Annotated in this window: 14 protein-coding genes; 11 read left to right on the top strand and 3 right to left on the bottom strand. The window is 70.7% G+C overall.

Going from position 1 to position 16,929, the window contains the following annotated elements; translation table 11 throughout:
- Positions 1-27: 27 nt before the first annotated feature.
- Together mshC and MJ604_RS07265 are read left to right on the top strand one after the other, a co-directional pair.
- Positions 28-1,266 carry a cysteine--1-D-myo-inosityl 2-amino-2-deoxy-alpha-D-glucopyranoside ligase gene (gene mshC, locus MJ604_RS07270; RefSeq protein ID WP_243057653.1) on the top strand — a complete coding sequence of 413 codons (1,239 nt, stop codon included), beginning with the start codon at positions 28-30 and terminating at the stop codon, positions 1,264-1,266.
- 13 nt (positions 1,267-1,279) lie between these two features.
- Positions 1,280-1,807: a hypothetical protein gene (locus MJ604_RS07265; protein WP_243057652.1), complete on the top strand. Its 528-nt coding sequence runs from the start codon at positions 1,280-1,282 to the stop codon at positions 1,805-1,807.
- A gap of 115 nt (positions 1,808-1,922) precedes the next feature.
- On the opposite strand, the gene MJ604_RS07260 is transcribed toward MJ604_RS07265, so the two are convergent.
- Positions 1,923-2,771, bottom strand: coding sequence for a PAC2 family protein (locus MJ604_RS07260; RefSeq protein WP_243057651.1), 849 nt, complete (start codon positions 2,769-2,771; stop codon positions 1,923-1,925).
- Between the two features lie 155 nt (positions 2,772-2,926).
- Here MJ604_RS07260 and metH point away from each other — a divergent pair, with 155 nt between their 5' ends.
- From metH to MJ604_RS07235, 5 genes are all read left to right on the top strand, one after another.
- Positions 2,927-6,640 carry a methionine synthase gene (gene metH, locus MJ604_RS07255; protein ID WP_279235594.1) on the top strand — a complete coding sequence of 1,238 codons (3,714 nt, stop codon included), beginning with the start codon at positions 2,927-2,929 and terminating at the stop codon, positions 6,638-6,640.
- Positions 6,633-7,325 carry an HAD family phosphatase gene (locus MJ604_RS07250; RefSeq protein ID WP_243057650.1) on the top strand — a complete coding sequence of 231 codons (693 nt, stop codon included), beginning with the start codon at positions 6,633-6,635 and terminating at the stop codon, positions 7,323-7,325. Before metH ends, MJ604_RS07250 begins: the two co-directional genes overlap by 8 nt.
- 210 nt (positions 7,326-7,535) lie before the next feature.
- On the top strand, positions 7,536-7,883 hold the full coding sequence (locus MJ604_RS07245; protein WP_243057649.1) for a hypothetical protein: 348 nt from the start codon (positions 7,536-7,538) through the stop codon (positions 7,881-7,883).
- 52 nt (positions 7,884-7,935) lie between these two features.
- Positions 7,936-9,291 carry a sensor histidine kinase gene (locus MJ604_RS07240; protein ID WP_243057648.1) on the top strand — a complete coding sequence of 452 codons (1,356 nt, stop codon included), beginning with the start codon at positions 7,936-7,938 and terminating at the stop codon, positions 9,289-9,291.
- Positions 9,288-9,914: a response regulator transcription factor gene (locus tag MJ604_RS07235; protein ID WP_243057647.1), complete on the top strand. Its 627-nt coding sequence runs from the start codon at positions 9,288-9,290 to the stop codon at positions 9,912-9,914. Before MJ604_RS07240 ends, MJ604_RS07235 begins: the two co-directional genes overlap by 4 nt.
- A 90-nt stretch (positions 9,915-10,004) precedes the next feature.
- Here MJ604_RS07235 and MJ604_RS07230 read toward each other — a convergent pair whose 3' ends face one another.
- The gene (locus tag MJ604_RS07230; RefSeq protein WP_243057646.1) at positions 10,005-10,835 is read right to left on the bottom strand and encodes a PD-(D/E)XK nuclease family protein; all 831 of its coding nucleotides are present in this window, start codon (positions 10,833-10,835) and stop codon (positions 10,005-10,007) included.
- Positions 10,836-10,896: 61 nt separating this feature from the next.
- Here MJ604_RS07230 and MJ604_RS07225 point away from each other — a divergent pair, with 61 nt between their 5' ends.
- The 3 genes from MJ604_RS07225 (at position 10,897) to arc (ending at position 14,889) form a co-directional block, all read left to right on the top strand.
- Positions 10,897-12,033 (top strand): site-2 protease family protein, encoded by a 1,137-nt coding sequence (locus tag MJ604_RS07225; RefSeq protein WP_243057645.1) that lies wholly within the window; start codon positions 10,897-10,899, stop codon positions 12,031-12,033.
- Between the two features lie 9 nt (positions 12,034-12,042).
- On the top strand, positions 12,043-13,029 hold the full coding sequence (locus MJ604_RS07220; protein ID WP_308194115.1) for a tRNA (adenine-N1)-methyltransferase: 987 nt from the start codon (positions 12,043-12,045) through the stop codon (positions 13,027-13,029).
- 105 nt (positions 13,030-13,134) lie between these two features.
- The gene (gene arc, locus MJ604_RS07215) at positions 13,135-14,889 is read left to right on the top strand and encodes a proteasome ATPase (protein WP_243057644.1); all 1,755 of its coding nucleotides are present in this window, start codon (positions 13,135-13,137) and stop codon (positions 14,887-14,889) included.
- Positions 14,890-14,984: 95 nt separating this feature from the next.
- Here the strand turns inward: arc and MJ604_RS07210 are convergent, their stop codons facing one another.
- Entirely contained in the window at positions 14,985-16,061 is a 1,077-nt protein-coding gene (locus MJ604_RS07210; protein ID WP_243057643.1) for a class I SAM-dependent methyltransferase, read from the bottom strand.
- Positions 16,062-16,198: 137 nt separating this feature from the next.
- Between MJ604_RS07210 and MJ604_RS07205 the strand changes: the two genes are divergently transcribed.
- The gene (locus MJ604_RS07205; RefSeq protein ID WP_243057642.1) at positions 16,199-16,906 is read left to right on the top strand and encodes a PIG-L deacetylase family protein; all 708 of its coding nucleotides are present in this window, start codon (positions 16,199-16,201) and stop codon (positions 16,904-16,906) included.
- Positions 16,907-16,929: the final 23 nt, after the last annotated feature.

Below are 16,929 nucleotides of genomic sequence, written 5' to 3'. Positions count from 1 at the left end.
CGACACCGTCCTACTAGGCTCTCGACCATGCGAGCCTGGCCCTCCCCGGAGATCCCGACCCTTCCCGTGACCGGGCCGGCCGTGGTGCTCCACGACACCCCCTCCGGTGGGCCGGTCACCACGTCCCCGGACGGCCCGGCGCGGATGTACGTCTGCGGGATCACGCCGTACGACGCGACCCACCTCGGGCACGCCGCGACGTACGTCGCCTTCGACCTCCTGAACCGTGCCTGGCGCAACGCCGGCCACGACGTCACCTACGTGCAGAACGTCACCGACGTCGACGACCCGCTGCTCGAGCGCGCCGAGAAGGTCCACGTCGACTGGGTGGAGCTCGCCGAGCGCGAGACCGAGCTGTTCCGTCAGGACATGGCCGCGCTCCGGGTGCTGCCGCCGGCGCACTACGTCGGCGCGGTCGAGTCGATCCCGCTCGTGATCGCACTCATCCAGCGCCTCGAGGCCGCGGGATCGGTCTACCGGGTCGAGAACGACCTCTACTTCTCGGTGACCGCCGACCCGGCGTTCGGCGCCGAGTCCGGCTGGACGCGCGAGCACATGCTCGACATCTACCCCGAGCGCGGCGGCGACCCCGACCGCGAGGGCAAGAAGGACCCGTTGGACTGCATCGTGTGGCGCGGCCACGTCGAGGGCGAGCCGTACTGGGAGAGCCCGTGGGGCAACGGCCGCCCCGGTTGGCACATCGAGTGTGCCGCGATCGCGATGGAGCACCTCGGCGGGGCGTTCGACGTCCAGGGCGGCGGCAGCGACCTGGTGTTCCCGCACCACGAGATGTGCGCCGGCCACGCACAGGTGGCCGAGCCCGGCACGCCGTTCGCGAAGGTCTACAGCCACGGCGGGATGGTCGGGTACGACGGCGAGAAGATGTCGAAGTCGCGCGGCAACCTGGTCTTCGTGTCCGCGCTGCGCAACAGCGACGTCGACCCGATGGCGATCCGGCTCGCGCTCCTGCGCCACCACTACCGCGCCGACTGGGAGTACGCCGACGCCGAGCTCTTCGACGCCGTGGACGACCTCGACCGCTGGCGCCGGGCCGTGGCGCTCGGCGCGGGGGCGCCGGCCGCGCCGGTCCGCGACGCGGTCCTCGCTGCGCTGGCGAACGACCTGGACGCCCCGACCGCCGTAGCCGCGGTCGACGCGTGGGTCGACGCGACGCTCGGCACGAACGGTCTGGCCGACACCAGCGACCCGGAGGCCGCGGTGGCCATGCTCGCCGTCCTCGACGCCGCCCTCGGGCTCGCGCTCTAGCGGGACATCCAGCGTGCGCGGGCACCCGCGGAGGGTCGACGAGGCAGCGGTCGGGTTGTCGACGATCCGGATCCGCACGCGGATCTCGGCGTACGTCTACGGCAACATCCTGGTCCTGACCGCGATCGCGACGTGCACGCCGCACATGATCGAGACCGGCTTCGCCGCGCTCGCCGTCGCCGCGACCACGGTCACGACGTACATCGCGCACGTCTTCGCCCACTTCGTCGCCGAGCAGGTCGGGCACGGCGCCCTCGAGCACGAGTCAGACCGGGACGAGCTGCGCGACGCGCTCCCGATCATCTCCTCGGGGTCGGTGCCGACGCTGGTCTTCCTCGTCCCGCCGATCTTCGACACCCACGGCACCGCGCTCTGGACGCTGCTCGCCGCCGGCGTCGTGCTGGTCCGGCTCGCGAGCATGGGCGCGCTGGTCGCTCACCTCAACGGCGAGCTGCCGTCCGCGCGTGCCCACTGGTGGGGCATCGGCGTCGCCGCGATCGGGGCCGCGATCGTCGTGCTGAAGGTCTGGATCGCCCACTGACGTCAACCGGGTGGTTGCGGTCGGTGCGTGGAATGGTCACCAACCGCACGTTCTGGGGCCCGAAATCTGCGGTTGGTGACCATTCCGCGACCTCAGCCCGCAGCGGACGACCGCCTCAGCCGTCGTCCTGCCGCCGCTTGAGGTACCGCTCGAACTCGCGCGCGATCGCCTCGCCGGACGCCTCCGGCAGGTCGGTGGTGTCGCGGGTCTCCTCGAGCGCCCGGACGTAGTCGGCGACGTCCTCGTCCTCCTCGGCGAGCTCGTCGACGCCACGCTCCCAGGCGCGGGCGTCCTCGGGCAGGTCGCCGAGCGGGATGCTGGTCTGCAGGAGGTCCTCGAGCTGGCCGATCAGCGCGAGCGTCGCCTTCGGGCACGGCGGCTGCGCGACGTAGTGCGGGACCGCCGCCCAGTACGACACCGCGGGGATGTCCAGCAGCGAGCACGCGTCCTGGAAGACGCCGACGATGCCGGTCGGGCCTTCGTACGTCGAGTGCTCCAGCTTCAACCGGTCGACGAGCTCGGGCTCGGTGGCGGTGCCGGTCACCGGGATCGGCCGGGTGTGCGGGGTGTCGGCGAGCAGCGCGCCGAGCGTGATCACCAGCTCGCCACCGAGGTCGTCACACGCCGCGAGCAGCTCGGCGCAGAACTGGCGCCAGCGCATGTTGGGCTCGATGCCGCGCACGAGGATCACGTCGCGGTCGAGGTCCGGGGGAGAGGCGATCGCGATCTGGGTGCTGGGCCAGGTGATCTTGCGGTGCCCGTTCTCGTCCGTGCCGACCATCGGGCGGTTCACCTGGAAGTCGTAGAAGTCCTCGGGGTCGACCGCGCCGACGGTGCGCGCGTTCCACACCCGGATCAGGTGGTCGACGACCGAGCTGGCGGCGTCGGCGGCGTCGTTCCAGCCCTCGAAAGCCGCGATGACGACGGGTTCCACCAGGTCCGGGACGTCCTCCAGCGCGATCACTCCTGCAGCCTAGTCGCGCGCTGGGATTTCTCCCCTTGAGACGCTCGGTGTCACGATCTGGGAAACCCGTCCACCAATTGGACGCGGTTCCTACGCTGGACATGTCGCCCACCCGGGGTGACCTCGAGAGGAGTCGCGTGTCCCCCTCGCCCGACCTGCGCCCGGACCTCACCGACGAGCTGACCCGTTCCCTGGAGGAACGGATCATGGTGCTCGATGGGGCGATGGGCACCGCGATCCAGCGGGACCGGCCCGACGAGGCCGGCTACCGGGGTGAGCGGTTCCAGGACTGGCCGAGCGACCTCATCGGCAACAACGACCTGCTCACGCTGACGCAGCCCGACATCATCGCCGGCATCCACCGTGAGTACCTCGAGGCCGGCGCCGACATCATCGAGACCAACACGTTCAACGCGAACGCCGTCTCCCTCGCCGACTACGGCATGCAGGACCTCGCCTACGAGCTCAACTACGAGGCCGCGCGGCTCGCCCGTCGTGCGGCCGACGAGGTCGGCACCCCCGAGCACCCGCGGTACGTCGGTGGCGCGCTCGGGCCGACCACGCGGACCGCGTCGATCTCGCCGGACGTCAACGACCCGGCCGCCCGCAACGTGTCGTACGACCAGCTGGTCGCGGCGTACCTCGAAGCCGCGCGCGGCCTCGTCGACGGCGGCTCCGACCTCCTCGTCATCGAGACGATCTTCGACACCCTGAACGCCAAGGCCGCGATCTTCGCGGTCGAGACGCTGTTCGAGGAGTACGGCCGGCGCTGGCCGGTGATCATCTCCGGCACCATCACCGACGCCTCGGGGCGCACGCTCTCCGGCCAGGTGACCGAGGCGTTCTGGGACTCCGTCCGGCACGTCCGACCGCTGCTCGTCGGCCTCAACTGCGCGCTCGGCGCGAAGGAGATGCGGCCCTACATCGCCGAGCTCTCGCGGGTCGCCGACACGTTCGTGTCCTGCTACCCGAACGCCGGCCTTCCGAACGCGTTCGGCGAGTACGACGAGGCGCCCGACGAGACGGCTGCGATCGTCGCGGAGTTCGCCCACAGCGGCTTCGTGAACCTGGTCGGTGGCTGCTGCGGCACGACGCCCGCGCACATCGCCGCGATCCGCGGCGCCGTCGACGGCGCCGAGCGGCGTACCGTCCCCGCGGTCGCGTCCGCGATGCGGCTCTCCGGCCTCGAGCCGTTCACGATCGACGGGGACAGCCTGTTCGTGAACGTCGGCGAGCGCACGAACATCACCGGCTCGGCCCGGTTCCGCAACCTCATCAAGGCCGGCGACTACGACACCGCGCTCTCGGTCGCGGCCCAGCAGGTCGAGAACGGCGCGCAGGTCATCGACGTCAACATGGACGAGGGCATGATCGACGGCGTCGCCGCGATGGACCGCTTCCTCAAGCTGGTCGCCAGCGAGCCCGACATCTCCCGCGTGCCCGTGATGGTCGACTCCTCGAAGTGGGAGGTCATCGAGGCTGGCCTGAAGAACGTCCAGGGCAAGCCGATCGTCAACTCCATCTCGATGAAGGAGGGCGAGGACAAGTTCCGTGAGCAGGCCCGCCTCTGCCGCAAGTACGGCGCGGCCGCCGTCGTGATGGCGTTCGACGAGGACGGCCAGGCCGACAACCTCGACCGCCGCATCGCGATCTGCGAGCGGGCCTACCGGATCCTCGTCGACGAGGTCGGCTTCCCGCCCGAGGACATCATCTTCGACCCGAACGTCTTCGCGGTCGCGACCGGCATCGAGGAGCACGCGTCGTACGGCCGCGACTTCATCGAGGCGACCCGCTGGATCAAGCAGAACCTGCCCGGCGCCAAGGTCTCGGGCGGCATCTCGAACGTCAGCTTCTCGTTCCGCGGCAACAACCCGGTCCGCGAGGCGATCCACGCGGTGTTCCTGTTCCACGCGATCGAGGCCGGCCTCGACATGGGCATCGTCAACGCCGGCGCCCTGATCCCGTACACCGAGGTCGAGCCCGAGCTGCGCGAGCGGATCGAGGACGTCGTCCTCAACCGACGGCCGGACGCCGCCGAGCGGCTCCTCGAGATCGCGGAGGAGCACAACAAGGCCGGGGAGGTCGTCGAGGCGGCGGCCGAGGAGTGGCGCTCACTGCCCGTCGGGGAGCGGATCACGCACGCGCTGGTGAAGGGCATCGACGCGCACGTCGAGAGCGACACCGAGGAGCTCCGCCAGGAGATCGCCGACCGCGGCGGCCGCCCGATCGAGGTCATCGAGGGCCCGCTGATGGACGGCATGAACGTCGTCGGCGACCTGTTCGGCGCCGGCAAGATGTTCCTCCCGCAGGTCGTGAAGTCCGCGCGCGTGATGAAGAAGGCCGTCGCCTACCTGATCCCGTTCATCGAGCAGGAGAAGGTCGACAACCCCGAGCTGGCGACTGCGAAGGACACCAACGGCACGATCGTGATGGCGACCGTGAAGGGCGACGTCCACGACATCGGCAAGAACATCGTCGGCGTCGTGCTGCAGTGCAACAACTTCGAGGTCATCGACCTCGGTGTGATGGTGCCGGCGCAGAAGATCCTGGACACCGCCAAGGAGATCGGCGCGGACGCGATCGGCCTCTCCGGCCTGATCACCCCGTCGCTCGACGAGATGGTGAACGTCGCCGCCGAGATGCAGCGCCAGGGCTTCGAGATCCCGCTGCTCATCGGCGGTGCCACCACCTCGCGTGCGCACACCGCGGTGAAGGTGGACGGCAAGTACGACGCACCCGTGGTCTGGGTGAAGGACGCCTCCCGGTCCGTGCCGGTGCTCGCCACCCTGCTGAACGACGCGCAGCGGCCGAAGCTGCTCGCCGAGGTCAAGGCCGACTACGACTCGCTGCGCGAGCGGCACGCCGCCAAGCACGACCGGCCGATGCTGTCGTTCGAGCAGGCGCGCGCCAACCGGACCCCGGTCGAGTGGGACGGCTACGCGCCGCCGGCGCCGCGGTCGCCGGGCACGCACGTGCTCTCGGGCTACGACCTGGCCGAGCTGCGCGAGTACATCGACTGGCAGCCGTTCTTCAACGCCTGGGAGATGAAGGGCAAGTTCCCCGACATCCTCAACAACCCGGCCACCAGCGAGGCCGCGCGCCCGCTGTTCGACGACGCGCAGCGGATGCTCGACCGGATCATCGAGGAGAAGTGGCTGACGGCGAACGCGGTCTTCGGGTTCTTCCCGGCCAACGCGGTCGGTGACGACATCGAGGTCTACGCCGACGACGCGCGCTCCGACGTCCTCACGACGCTCCACCACCTGCGCCAGCAGGGCGAGCACCGCGACGGCGTACCGAACCGGTCACTGGCCGACTACGTCGCGCCCCGCGACACCGGGCTCCGCGACCACGTGGGGGCGTTCGCGGTCACGGCCGGTCTCGGCGCGGAGGACCGGATCCTCGCGTTCAAGGCGGAGAACGACGACTACTCGGCGATCATGCTCGAGGCGCTCGCCGACCGGCTCGCCGAGGCGTTCGCCGAGCGGCTCCACCAGCGGGTCCGCACCGAGTTCTGGGGCTACCAGCCCGACGAGGAGCTCGACAACCAGGCGCTGATCGCGGAGAAGTACCGCGGCATCCGCCCCGCGCCCGGCTACCCCGCGTGTCCCGAGCACACCGAGAAGCGCACCCTGTGGGAGCTGCTCGACGTCCAGGACAGCGCCGGGATCGAGCTCACCGAGAGCATGGCGATGTGGCCCGGCGCCGCGGTGTCCGGCTGGTACTTCTCGCACCCGCAGGCCCAGTACTTCGTCGTCGGCCGCGTCGGCCCCGACCAGGTCGCGTCGTACGCCGAGCGCAAGGGCTGGAGCCTCGCCGAGGCCGAGCGCTGGCTCTCGCCCAACCTGGGCTACGACCCCGATGACTGAGCCGTCCGCCCTGCCCAAGGCCGTCCTGTGGGACATGGACGGCACGCTCGTGGACACCGAGCCGTACTGGATCGCGACGGAGTTCGAGCTCGCGGAGCGCTACGGCGGCACCTGGAGCGAGGCGCACGCGCTGAACCTGGTCGGCAACGAGCTGACCGTGTCGGCGGCGTACATCCAGGAGCACATGGGCATCGACCTCGCGGTCGATGACATCGTCGAGGCGCTTCTCGACGGGGTCGTGCGCAAGGTGCAGGAGAACGTGCCGTGGCGTCCGGGCGCGGTCGACCTCGTCGAGCGCACTCGCGCGGCCGGCGTCCCGTGCGCGCTGGTGACCATGTCGTACGACCGTTTCGTCGCGCCGATCCTGGCGCACCTGCCACCCGAGACGTTCCGGGTCGTGGTGACCGGCGACCGCGTGGCGCAGGGCAAGCCGCACCCGGAGCCGTACCTCACGGCCGCGGCGGCGCTCGGCCTCGACGCGGCGGAGTGCCTGGCGATCGAGGACTCGAACACCGGCGCCAAGTCGGCCGAGGCGGCCGGTTGTCTCGTGCTGGTCGTGGAGAACCACGTCCCGGTCATCCCGACCGAGCGGCGGGTCTTCGCCGACACCCTCGAGGGGATCGACCTGGCCTCCGTGTGGGCCGAGCAGGGCAGAGATCACGACCAGGACTACGGCCGTGCCTAGGAACGGTCTAGGACGTCTGGACCGGAGGTACTAGGACCACAGGACAATGGTGCGGTGCCCCACGCGTGGCCGAAGATTGAGTCATCAAGGGGGAGCAAGTTCCGCCTGGATGTTCTCAGGAAGCGGTTTTCACTCATGTTGGTCCGACGCGGTCCCGCCATCGTGCTCAGCCTTGCGCTGGGTGCAGCGGCCCTCCTTGTCACGCCTAGCGTGGCTTGGAGTGATGGCGGGAACGCGCAGGACCCTCAGGTCGACCGCGACCCGTGTGGCGCCGGTACGTCGACGCGAGCCAAGCTCAAGGTCGGGACGGCAGAGAACAACAGCTTCCGGCTGGTCGTGATCGGCACCGTCTGGAGCAACGACACCGACTCGTGGGACTGGAAGCTGAAGCACAACGGCGAGGTCTCCGACTCCGGCCGCTCTCGCGGCAGCGAGGACTCGGGCATCAGCTTCCGCGTCAACAGCGTCATGCTGAATGCCTACGGCACCGACGACATCGTCTTCCGGGCCGAGAACGCTCGTACCGGCGAGGTCTGCCGGGCGTACGTCCCTTACTGAGTCCTCAGGTGAAGGACCTATCCTGAGCGGGCCCCGTCGAAAGGTGACCCGCTTGCGCGTCCTTCGCAGTCCGGTCGCGCTCTTCCTGCTGATCGGGACCTTCACCGTCGTCGCGATCTTCCTCGGCACCAACAAGCTCGCCGACCGCGCCGCCCGCCAGGAGGCCATCGCCGAGGCGCAAGGCACCACCCAGGTGCTCGCCGACTCGGTCATCGGGCCGGACGTACCCAAGGGCCTGAGCAACGTCACTCGTCGCAAGATCGCCAAGGCGGACCAGATGGACCGCACGGTCACGCCGAGACTCCTCAAGGTCGAGACCGTCGACCGGGTCAACATCTGGACCCGCGACGGTCGCATCGTCTACTCCAGCGATGCCATGCCGCTGGTCGGTCAGCGGTTCGGCCTGGACGACGACCAGCTCACCGTGCTGGAGAACGGCGGTCGGGGCGGCGGCGTCGCCGACCCGGACCGGCCGGAGAACGTCGAGCTCGCGCGATTCCGTGCCGAGCTCGCGGAGAGCCAGGGCGTCAGTGAGACGGACGAGGCCGTGATCCCTGACGGGGGACTCGTCCAGACCTACACCCAGATCATGTCTCCCGAGGGCGAGCCGCTTCTCCTCGAGGCGTACTACACGCTGGACGAGATCGAGGCCCGGAGCAACGAGATCTTCTCGGCGTTCCGCTGGATCACCCTCGGCCCGCTGGTCCTGATGATCCTGGTCGCCACCGCGATCCTCGCCGGCCTGACCCGTCAGGTCCGCCGCGGCGCCCAGGAGGAGGAGCGCCTGATGCGCTCCGCGATGGACGCTTCCGACGCCGAGCGTCGCCGCATCGCCCGCGACCTGCACGACAGCGTCGTCCAGGACCTCGCCGGCTCGGCGTTCGCGGTCAGCGCGGTCGCCCGCAACCCCGAGACGGCCGACGACTCCCGCGACACCCTGGAGGCCGCGGGCACGTCCCTGCGCACCAGCCTCAAGTCGTTGCGCTCGCTGCTCGCCGAGATCCACCCGCCGGACCTGCACGCCGCCGGGCTTCCCGCGGCACTGTCCGATCTGATCGCGTCCGCCAGCACCGCCGGCGTCCAGGCGTCGGTGAGCGTCGAGGGCGCCGAGACGGTGTCGGACGACAAGGCGGCGCTGGTGTGGCGGGTCGCCCAGGAGGCGGTCCGCAACGCGATCCGGCACAGCCAGGCCTCGACCCTGGCCGTCACCGTCAACGCGGACGGCAGGCGGCTGATCCTCGAGGTCGTCGACGACGGGGTCGGGTTCAACCCGGCCGTCGTCCAGGACCCGCACAGCTACGGGTTGCGCGGCCTGCGCAGCCTGGTCGTTGACAACGGCGGCACCCTGGAGGTGCGCTCTGCGCCCGGAGAGGGGACGACCGTGATCATGGAGGTGGATGCCCAGTGACCACGACACCCATCCGAGTCGTCCTGGTCGACGACCACGCGGTCATCCGGGCCGGCCTCGAGCAGCTGCTCGGTGGCACCGACGACATCGAGGTCGTCGGCACCGCCGCGAACGGCGCCGAGGCGCTGGACGTCGTACGCCGGATCCGCCCGGACGTCGTCCTCATGGACCTGCAGATGCCCGAGGTCGACGGCGTCGCCGCGACCCGCTCGATCATGAGCGAGGACCTCGGAGTCGACGTGCTCGTGCTGACGTCGTTCTCCGACAGCGAGCGGATCATCGCCGCTCTCGACGCGGGCGCCGTCGGCTACCTGCTCAAGGACGCCGACCCCGAGGACGTGCTGCAGGGCATCCGCGCGGTCAGCCGTGGCGAGTCCCCGATCCACCCGAAGGCCGCCCGCGCGCTGCTCGGCGTCCGCGCCGGCTCCAGCCAGGTCCAGCTGACCAGTCGCGAGACCGAGGTCCTCACCCTGGTGCGCGCCGGTCTGGCGAACAAGCAGATCGCCCGTCGCCTCGACATCAGCGAGCGGACCGTCAAGGCGCACCTGACATCGGCGTTCGCCCGGATCGGCGTCTCCGACCGCACCCAGGCCGCGCTCTGGGCCGAGCGGAACGGTCTCTGACGCGCCGGATCTGTCGCGGAATGGTCACCAACCGCACGTTGGGAGCGTTCCCGCGTGCGGTTGGTGACCATTCCGCACGATGAACGGCGACTACTCCGGCAGCGGCGGGGGAGTGCCGCCCCAGGCCGGACAGATCGCCTGGTGGGCGCACCAGTCGCACTGCCGGCCCGGGTTCGGACGCCAGTCGCTCTCCTCGTCGGCCAGCCGGATGGCGCGCCAGATCGCCTCGACCTTGCGCTCGGTGGCCAGCAGGTCCCGCTCGTCGGGGACGTAGCGCAGGATCTCGCCGTTGCCGAGGTACACCAGCTGCAGCATCGCGGGCACGATCCCGCGGGTGCGCCAGATGACCAGGGCGTAGAACTTCATCTGGAACAGCGCCTTGGCCTCGAACATCTCACCGGGGGACCGGCCGGTCTTGTAGTCGACCACGCGGATGGCCCCGTCGGGCGCGACGTCGATCCGGTCGACGAAGCCGCGCAGCAGCAGCTTCGAGTCGAGGAGCGCCTCGACGTACAGCTCCCGCTCGGCGGGCTCGAGGCGACGCGGGTCCTCGAGCGTGAAGTAGCGGTCGAGGACCTCACGGCACGACGCCAGCCACTCCGGCGACGCAGGCATGTCGGCGAGCGCCGGCTCCAGCTCGACCAGCGCGTCCCAGGCAGGAGCGAGCATGCCGCCGGCCCGCTCCGGCGTACGCTCCGCCGCCGGGAGGTCGAAGAGGTCCTCCAGCACCTTGTGGACGACCGTCCCGCGCACGGCGTCGGGCGACGGCGGCTCGGGCAGCTTGTCGATGGTGCGGTAGCGGAACAGCAGCGGGCAGCTGATGAAGTCGCCGGCCCGGCTCGGCGAGAGCGCGCCCAGGACCTCGACGCCGTCGACCGGGGTGCCGAGGCGCTCGGCCGGGGAGTCCTGCTGCACGCTCACGCGCTCACCCTAGGCGAGCCCGTGGACAGGGCACGGACACTCCTTCGGCTAGCCTCGAACCGTGCCCGACCAACCCACCCGGCCCCGCCCCGCGGGCACGTTCAAGATCGGCACGATCGCGGGCAGCGACGTCCTCGTGTCGTCGTCGTGGTTCCTCGTCGCCGGCCTGATCGCGATCATCATCGCGCCGGCGGTGGAGGTCGAGCAGCCGGGGCTCGGCGCGTGGAAGTACCTCGCCGGCTTCGCGTTCGCGGTGATCCTGTACCTCTCGGTACTGCTGCACGAGGCCTCGCACGCGATCATGGCGCGGCGCTACGGCTTCCCGGTCTCCTCGATCACGCTCCACTTCTTGGGCGGCATGACCGCGATCGAGGGCGAGGCGCGGACCGCGCGCCAGGAGTTCTTCATCGCGGTCGTCGGGCCGCTCACCTCGATCGGGGTCGGACTGGTCGCCCTCCTCCTGCATCCGTTCACCCCCGACGGTCTGCTGCAGATGGCCGTCGGCGGGCTGGCCGGCGCGAACCTCCTGGTCGGCATCCTCAACCTCGTCCCCGGCCTGCCGCTCGACGGCGGCCGCGTGCTCAAGTCGCTCGTCTGGCGCCTCGGCGGCGACGTCCACCTCGGGACGATCGTCGCCGGCTGGGGCGGCCGGATCACCGCGGTGGCGGCGATGGCCTGGCCGCTGCTGCAGAGTCGCGTCATCGACGACGAGCCGGACATCCTCGACTTCGCGCTCGCCTTCATCGTGGCGGCGTTCCTGTGGTCGGGCTCCACGGCGGCGATGGCGTCGGCCCGGATGCGCCGCCGGCTGCCCGACCTCGTCGCGCGCCGGCTCGTCCGGCCCGCGCTCGCCGTACCCGGTGATCTGCCGCTGGCCGAGGCGGTACGCCGGGCGCAGGACGCCGGCGCCGGCAGCATCGTCACCTCCACGGCGGCGGGCGAGCCCGTCGGCATCGTGAACGAGGCCGCGCTGGCGGCCACGCCCGAGGACCGCAGGCCGTGGGTGCAGGTGTCGTCGGTCGCGCGGACGCTCGAGAGCGGTCTGCGGCTGCCGGCCGACATCCACGGCGACGAGCTGGTGATCGCGATCAGTCGCACGCCAGCCACCGAGTACCTCCTCGTCGAGGCCGACGGCACCGTCCTGGGCGTGCTGTCGACCGCCGACGTCGATAGGGCGTTCCGCGGCACATCCCCCTAGAGTTCCGGGGTGTCCGAGAGCCCTGAGGTCGCCCCCGATGTCCCCGCCGAGGCATGGTCCGGCGTCCACCGCGGACCGCTCCGCGTCGGTGAGTGGATCCGGCTGGTCGACCAGAAGGGTCGTCGCCACAACTTCGAGCTCGTCGAGGGCAAGCGGTTCTTCTCCAACCGCGGCCACATCGAGCACGACGAGCTGATCGGGCGCGAGGAGGGCTTCACGGTCACCTCGTCGGCCGGCGGCGAGTACCTCTGCTTCCGTCCACTGCTGTCGGAGTTCGTGGTCTCGATGCCGCGCGGCGCGGCGGTCGTGTACCCCAAGGACGCCGCCCAGATCGTCGCGCTCGCCGACATCTTCCCCGGCGCCCACGTCGTCGAGGCGGGCGTCGGCTCCGGCGCCTTGACCTGCTCGCTGCTCCGCGCGGTCGGACCGTACGGCCGCGTGTCGTCGTACGAGCGCCGCGAGGAGTTCGCCGACGTCGCCCGCAAGAACGTCAACCAGTTCTTCGGCGCCCCGGAAGGCCAGTCCCACCCGGCGTGGAACCTCACGCTCGGCGACCTCGCCGAGGCGCTGCCCGCGTCCGGCGAGCGCGCCGACCGCGTCATCCTCGACATGCTCGCGCCGTGGGACTGCCTCGAGGCCACCGCCGACGCGCTGCGCCCCGGCGGCATCGTCTGCGCGTACGTCGCGACGACCACGCAGCTGTCGAAGTTCGTGGAGACCGTCCGGGTCCACGGCGGCTTCACCGAGCCGCAGGCCTGGGAGTCGCTGGTGCGCGACTGGCACGTCGAGGGACTCGCCGTACGCCCCGGCCACAAGATGATCGGCCACACCGCCTTCCTCGTCACCGCGCGCCGGATGGCCCCCGGACAGAAGCCACCGCTGAAGAAGCGGCGCCCCGCCCCGGGTGCCTACGGGCCCGACTACACCGGCCCGCGACCGGCCGGCATTCCGGTCGAGGAGCCCACCGGGGAGTCCACCGGGGAGTCCACCGAGTAGGTCGCTTCGCGACACCCGATGTCCAAATCGTGACCAACACCGCGAAATGTGCCCTTCCGTCCCGGGGTCTCGCGGGTAGGGTCAATCGGACAGGAGGTGGCGCTGATGTCGACATCTGAAGGTCTGTCCGGCTCGGGAGGTCGCAGCCCCGAGGAGCTCGTGAGCCAGGTCCGACTCCTGGAGGCAGAGGTCTCGGACCTCCGCCGCCGGTTGAGTGACGGGCCTCCAGGTTCACGCGGCCTCGAGCTCCGACTGGCCGACGCCCAGCGCTCGCTGGCCGGCCTGACGTCGCAGAACGAACGCTTGGCGCAGACCCTGCGCGAGGCCCGCGACCAGATCCTGAAGCTCAAGGAGGAGGTCGACCGGCTGGCCCAGCCGCCGGCCGGCTTCGGCACGTTCCTCGGCCGCAACGAGGACGAGTCGATCGATGTCTTCACCGGCGGCCGGAAGCTGCGCGTCAACGTCAGCCCCAGCGTCGACGTCGACAGCCTGCAGCGCGGCCAGGAGGTCATGCTCAACGAGGCGCTCAACGTCGTCGCTGCGCTCGAGTTCGAGCAGGTCGGCGAGGTCGTGATGTTCAAGGAGCTGCTCGCCGACGGCGAGCGCGCCCTGGTGATCGCGAACGCCGACGAGGAGCGCGTCGTCCGCATCGCCGAGCCGCTGCTGGCCGACACGATCCGCGCCGGGGACTCGCTGCTGCTGGACTCCCGCGCCGGCTACGTCTACGAGAAGGTCCCGAAGTCCGAGGTCGAGGAGCTCGTCCTCGAAGAGGTCCCGGACATCGCCTACGAGTCGATCGGCGGTCTCAGCGGGCAGATCGAGGCGATCCAGGACGCCGTCGAGCTGCCGTACCTGCACCCGGAGCTGTTCAAGGAGCACGAGCTCCGCCCGCCGAAGGGCGTGCTGCTCTACGGCCCTCCGGGCTGCGGCAAGACGCTGATCGCCAAGGCTGTCGCGAACTCGCTGGCCAAGAAGGTCGCCGCGAAGACGGGCCAGGAGGGGAAGTCGTACTTCCTCAACATCAAGGGCCCCGAGCTGCTCAACAAGTACGTCGGCGAGACCGAGCGCCACATCCGCCTGGTCTTCCAGCGGGCGCGCGAGAAGGCCAGCTCCGGCACGCCGGTGATCGTGTTCTTCGACGAGATGGACTCGCTGTTCCGCACCCGCGGCTCCGGTGTCTCCTCCGACGTCGAGAACACCATCGTCCCGCAACTGCTCAGCGAGATCGACGGCGTCGAGCTGCTCGAGAACGTGCTGGTCATCGGTGCGTCCAACCGCGAGGACATGATCGACCCCGCGATCCTGCGGCCCGGCCGGTTGGACGTGAAGATCAAGATCGAGCGCCCGGACGCCGAGTCCGCGCGCGACATCTTCAGCAAGTACCTCACGACCTCCCTGCCGCTGCACGCCGACGACGTCGCCGAGTTCGGCGGCGACCGCGACGCGACGGTCGCCGGGATGATCCGGGCCACGGTCGAGCGGATGTACACCGAGACCGAGGAGAACCGCTTCCTGGAGGTCACCTACGCCAACGGCGACAAGGAGGTCCTGTACTTCAAGGACTTCAACTCGGGCGCGATGATCCAGAACATCGTCGACCGCGCCAAGAAGATGGCGATCAAGGACTTCCTCGACCACGACCAGCACGGCCTGCGGGTCTCGCACCTGCTCCAGGCGTGCGTGGACGAGTTCAAGGAGAACGAGGACCTCCCGAACACCACCAACCCGGACGACTGGGCCCGCATCTCCGGCAAGAAGGGCGAGCGGATCGTCTTCATCCGCACGCTCATCACCGGCAAGCAGGGCACCGAGCCGGGGCGCTCCATCGACACGGTCTCCAACACCGGTCAGTACCTCTAGGAGCAGCGGCGTCCTGACCATGCGGAATGGTCACCAACCGCAGATGGGAGCGTTCCCGTCATGCGGTTGGTGACCATTCCGCGCCCCTGGGCGGCTCAGGCGCGCGCCTCGAGCACCAGGTTGCCGACGGTGGCCGCGGCCACCCGCGCGGTGGTGTAGCCGGCCTCGACGAACGCCGCGGTCAGCCGTGCCGGTCCGGCCTGCGCACCGAGCGCGGCGCCGCCGTCGGCCAGGCTGTGCGGGACGCACAGGCACGAGCTGGCGGCGTAGAACGGCAGCGCGACCGGGTTGGCCAGGTTCGCCTCCAGGGTGTCCTCGGCGAACGGCTCGACCGCGAACACCACGCCGCCGGGGGCCAGCAGACCGCGGGCGTGCTCGAGCGCCCCGACCGGGTCGCCCAGGTCGTGGAGGGCGTCGAAGAAGCAGACCAGGTCGAAGTCGCCGGCGTACGACGACGCGTCGCCGACCTCGAAGCGCACCCGGTCGCCCACCCCGGCACCCTGCGCGGCCACGCGGGCCCGCCGGATCGACTCCTCGTGGTTGTCGATGCCGACGAACGTCGAGCGCGGGAACGCCTCGGCCATCAAGATGGTGGCCGTCCCGAGCCCGCACCCGATGTCGGCGACCCGGATGCCCGCCTCGAGCCGCGCGACGAGCCCGTCGACGGCCGGCAGCCACTCGGCGACCAGGGAGGCGCGATACGCGACGCTGTAGAACCGGTCGACCCCGGTGTAGAGCCGCGGGTCGTGGTCGTCCCACGCCACACCCTCGCCGGTCGCGTACGCGTTCGCGAGCTTGTCGGTCGCGGCCCACACGGCGGCGATGACCTCGTACGTCGCACCTGCGAAGACGGCGCTGCCCTCGTCGGCGAGGACCAGGGCGGCCTCCGCCGAGAGGCTGAACGCCTGCGTCGCTGCGTCGTAGGTGATGTAGCCGGCGGCGGCCTGGGCGGCGAGCCACTCACGGAGGTAGCGCTCGGCCAGACCGGAGCGCTCGGCGAGCTGCGCGCTCGTGGCCGCGTCGACGGAGGCCAGCGCGCTCCACAGGCCGAGGCGGTCGCCGAGGTAGGCGAGCACGGCGTTGTAGGCGGCGGCCTGGTCGACGGCGACCTTGCCGTAGAACTCCTCGACGGCGGCGACGTCGATCGTGGGTGCGTCCAGCTGGGTGGTCATGTTCTTCCTCTCGTTCGTCGGCGCCCGGTCGGCGTCGGCGGAGGACCACCGTCCAGGTCACCGCTGTCACCGCGCTGTCACCGCGCTGCCGGACTCCGTGACAGGCTCGTGACAGCGGACGACGGGAGAGTGAACCCATGATCGACTTCGACCGGCTCGGCACCGTGCTCACCGTGTGGGCCCATCCCGACGACGAGACCTACCTCGTCGGCGGCCTGACGGCCGCCCTCCGCGACTCCGGCAACCGCGTCGTCTGCGTGACCGCCACGCGCGGTGAGGCGGCCGACCCGGATGCGACGCCGGGGGAGCGGGCCGCTCTCGCACGACGCCGCACCGCCGAGCTCGAGGACGCCCTGGCGGTCCTCGGGGTGGCCGAGCACCACTGGCTGGACCACGCCGACGGGCACTGCGCCGAGGACGACCCGGTCGGCGCAGCCGAGAAGCTGCGCTGCCTGGTCGACGAGGTGCGGCCCGACACCGTCATCACGTTCGGGCCGGACGGGTTCACGGGTCACCCCGACCACCGGGCCGTCAGCCGCTGGGTCGACCTCGCCCTCCGGGGCGACGCCGGACCACGACTCCTGCATGCCGTCATGGTCGAGCCGGCCGTCGACCCCGAGCTCGACTCGGACTTCGGGGTCTTCGAGCTCGGCCGCCCGCGCATCTGCAGCGTCGACGAACTGGCCGTTCACCTGCCCCTGTCCGGCCATCTCCTCGACCGCAAGGTCGCCGCCCTGCTGCTCCAGGAGTCCCAGACAGCGGGCCTGGTGTCGGCCGTCGGGATCGAACGGTTCCGCGCCTGGGTCGCGACCGAGTACCTCGCCGAGCCCCGCCAAACCGGATGACGCTCCCGGCGGTGCTCGGGCAC

Source organism: Nocardioides sp. SR21, assembly GCF_022761125.1.
Lineage (GTDB): Bacteria > Actinomycetota > Actinomycetes > Propionibacteriales > Nocardioidaceae > Nocardioides.
This window is presented reverse-complemented; position numbering and strand designations above follow the sequence as displayed.

What these genes read in the sequence shown, in the direction of transcription:
- MJ604_RS07250 (WP_243057650.1), top strand. Translation starts at nt 6,633, where the DNA reads ATGACTGAGCCGTCCGCCCTGCCCAAGGCCGTCCTGTGGGACATGGAC.
- MJ604_RS07210 (WP_243057643.1), bottom strand. Translation starts at nt 16,061, where the DNA reads ATGACCACCCAGCTGGACGCACCCACGATCGACGTCGCCGCCGTCGAG.
- mshC (WP_243057653.1), top strand. Translation starts at nt 28, where the DNA reads ATGCGAGCCTGGCCCTCCCCGGAGATCCCGACCCTTCCCGTGACCGGG.
- arc (WP_243057644.1), top strand. Translation starts at nt 13,135, where the DNA reads ATGTCGACATCTGAAGGTCTGTCCGGCTCGGGAGGTCGCAGCCCCGAG.
- MJ604_RS07205 (WP_243057642.1), top strand. Translation starts at nt 16,199, where the DNA reads ATGATCGACTTCGACCGGCTCGGCACCGTGCTCACCGTGTGGGCCCAT.